At 77.6% G+C, this 2,842-nt stretch carries 3 protein-coding genes; 1 reads left to right on the top strand and 2 read right to left on the bottom strand.

Annotated elements, in window-relative coordinates; translation table 11 throughout:
* A partial coding sequence (locus AX737_RS25455; RefSeq protein ID WP_245293507.1) for an acetylserotonin O-methyltransferase occupies window positions 1-859 on the bottom strand: 859 nt, incomplete at its 3' end.
* Window positions 859-1,761 carry a polyprenyl synthetase family protein gene (locus AX737_RS25450; protein ID WP_066926290.1) on the bottom strand — a complete coding sequence of 301 codons (903 nt, stop codon included), beginning with the start codon at window positions 1,759-1,761 and terminating at the stop codon, window positions 859-861. The genes AX737_RS25455 and AX737_RS25450, both read right to left, overlap by 1 nt.
* A gap of 290 nt (window positions 1,762-2,051) precedes the next feature.
* On the opposite strand from AX737_RS25450, the gene AX737_RS25445 reads away from it, so the two are divergent.
* The coding region (locus AX737_RS25445) for an FAD-dependent oxidoreductase (RefSeq protein WP_156453958.1) at window positions 2,052-2,842 on the top strand (791 nt) is incomplete at its 3' end.

Here is a 2,842-nt window from a genome sequence, read left to right as displayed (position 1 = left end):
CCTCCAGGCGCTCCGCCGCCCGTCCGGCCACCGCCGGCAGGTCGAACAGGCCGAGCCGCAGGCCGGGCGCGTGCGGGGCCACCGCCGCCAGGAAGGCCCCCTCCCCGCCCCCGACATCGAGCAGCTGCCGGTGCCGCCGGAACGGGTAGGCTTCCAGCACGTCCTCGGCGATCAGCGCCTGCGAGGCCGCCATCAGCCCGCCGTAGGGCGCGACGGCCTCGGGTGCGAGCGCGCCCTCCCCCGCCTGCCCGGCCGCGCATCCGGCCGCGGCTCCGGCCGATTCGGCCGCGGCTCCGGCCGATTCGGCCGCGTAGGGCCAGTAGCCGGCGAGCTGCGTCGTCCCGCCCTGCCCCCGCAGCAGCGCCACCGGGTCGGCGAGGTCGGCGTAGAGCAGGGCGTGGTGCTCGATCATCCGGGCGACGCCCGGGTTGCCGATGAGCGCCGCGCCGAGGTCGGCCAGCGCGAAGCGCCCGTCCGGCAGCGCCCGCAGCAGCCTCAGGGAGGCGGCGGCCCGCAGCAGCACCAGTGCCCGCTCGGGCGGCAGCCCGAGGCGCCGGGCCAGCGCGTCGCTCTCCTGCGGCCCGGCCGCCAGGATGCGGAACAGGTCGAGCTGCACGCAGGCGAACAGCACCTGCGCGTAGACGAAGCCGGCGCAGAGGTCGAACAGGGCCCGGGTCTCGGTCCGTGCCACCCGCCGCGTCAGCGGGAAACCCGCCGCCCAGCGCTGGAAGGCCGGGCTGGCGATGCGGGCGTTGCGCCAGGAGAGCCAGCGCGCGAGCCAGCGCTCGCGCCAGGGGCCCAGCCAGCGCGCGGGCCGGGCCGGGGGCAGCGGCGAGGCCGGGGCGGCCCCGGCGCCCATCAGGCCGCCGCGTCGGCGCGCGCCTCTGCGCCGAGAGGCGCGGCGGCGCGCAAGCGTTCGGGCAGGAACAGCCGCGTCTGCGCCTCGATCTCGACGCGCAGCGCATCGCCCCCGGGGCAGTCCGGGATCACCGCGACCGCCTCCGCCGAGAGCCGCTCCAGCCGGGCGAGCGCGCCGGGCAGCCCCAGCAGCGCGGCGGCGTTGGGCCGCCCGAGCGTCACGTCGCGCCCGGCCGGCTTGCCGATCTCCTCCTGGCGGCAGGCGACGTCGCGCAGGTCGTCGGCGACCTGGTAGGCCTCGCCCAGGCACTCGCCGAGCAGCCGCCAGGGCAGCGGCCGGGCGCCCGCGGCGGCCGCGCCCGCCACCGTGGCGGCGGCGAAGAGCGCGCCGGTCTTGGCCTGCTGGTAGTCGGAGAGCGCCACGTGCGCCTCCGATTCCCAGGCCTGCCCCGCCACGATGCCGTGGGGGGCGCCGGCCGCGCGGGCGATCAGCCCGACGAGGCCCGCGAGCCGGGCCGGGCGGCGCGCCGCGCCGCGGGCGAGCGCCTCGAAGGCCGCCACGATCAGCGCGTCCCCGGTGAGCACCGCGAGCGCCGGGCCGTAGGCCACGTGGACGGCCGGCTTGCCGCGGCGCAGCGGGGCGTCGTCGAAGCAGGGCAGGTCGTCGTGGACCAGGGAGGCGCAGTGCAGCAGCTCGATCGCCACGGCGGCCGCGTCCGCGGCCTCCGGGTCGTCGTCGCCGCAGGCCCGTGCCACCGCGAGGCAGAGGCGCGGCCGGATGCGGTGTCCACCGGGGAAGACAGCGTAGCGGATCGCCTCGGCCAGCAGCGGCGGCGCGCCGGGCGCCTCCGCCGAGGACACCGCCACCTCGAGAGCCGTCTCGATCCGTCGACCGGGATCCATGGTGCCACTCCCTGTCCATTTGTTGTGACGAAGCAAGTGTCAAGATATGTTGACATTGCCGGGGGCCGGGATCAAGCCTGTTCTCCTGTGGCGCGTGCTGGACGCGCCGAGCGGAGCCGGCCGATGCAGACAGCCCGCCCGGTGCGGTCCCGACGCTGCGCCCGGCCTCGCCGGTGGGGAGCGGCGTCCGGCCTTTTCCCCTGCGGTGTTCCGACATCCCGGGCAGACAGCCCGCGCGCGATCCTCCCTCCCCCCTCTGCGGGGGGAGGGAGATTACGGGCTGGGCCCCGATGCGCGTCGCGGTGATCGGCGCCGGGATCGGCGGGCTCGCCGCCGCCGCCCGCCTGGCGCAAGCCGGCCTGGACGTGACCGTGCTGGAGCGCGCGCGCGCGCCCGGCGGCAAGATGCGCAGCCTCGACGTCGGCGGGCTCGCCGTGGAGGCCGGCCCCACCGTCCTCACCATGCGCTGGGTGTTCGAGGAGCTGTTCCGCGATTGCGGCGCGGATCTTGGCGCCCGCGTGCGGCTCAGCCCGGCGCGGTTGCTGGCCCGCCACGCCTGGGAGGACGGCGCGCGGCTCGACCTCTTCGCCGACATCGACGCCTCCGTGGACGCGATCCGGGCCTTCGCGGGCCCCCGCGAGGCGGAGGGCTATCGCCGCTTCTGCGCCCGCTCGCGCGAGGTCTACGAGACGCTGGAGGGCCCCTTCATCCGCGACGACCGGCCGAGCGCCGTGGACCTCGCGCTGCGGATCGGGCCCTGGGGCCTGCCGCGGCTCTGGCGGATCCAGCCCTTCGCCACCCTGTGGTCGGCGCTGGCCGAGGATTTTCGCGATCCGCGCCTGCGCCAGCTGTTTGCCCGCTACGCGACCTATTGCGGCTCCTCGCCCTTCGAGGCGCCCGCCACGCTGATGCTGGTGGCCCATGTCGAGCAGGCGGGCGTCTGGACCGTGGACGGGGGCCTGAGCGCGCTCGCCCGCGCGGTGGCGGACCTCGCCGCGGAGCGGGGCGCGCGCCTGCGCTACGGTGCCGAGGTCGCCCGCCTCGCGGTCTCGGGCGGGCGCGTGGCGGGGGTGGACCTCGC

Source organism: Methylobacterium sp. CCH5-D2 (genome assembly GCF_001556475.1).
Lineage (GTDB): Bacteria > Pseudomonadota > Alphaproteobacteria > Rhizobiales > Beijerinckiaceae > Methylobacterium > Methylobacterium hispanicum.
The sequence above is the reverse complement of the archived record's forward strand: the minus strand, read 5'-3'. Positions and strand labels throughout refer to the sequence as shown.

Coding starts and splice junctions, on each gene's coding strand:
- AX737_RS25450 (WP_066926290.1), bottom strand. CDS start 1,761: ATGGATCCCGGTCGACGGATCGAGACGGCTCTCGAGGTGGCGGTGTCC.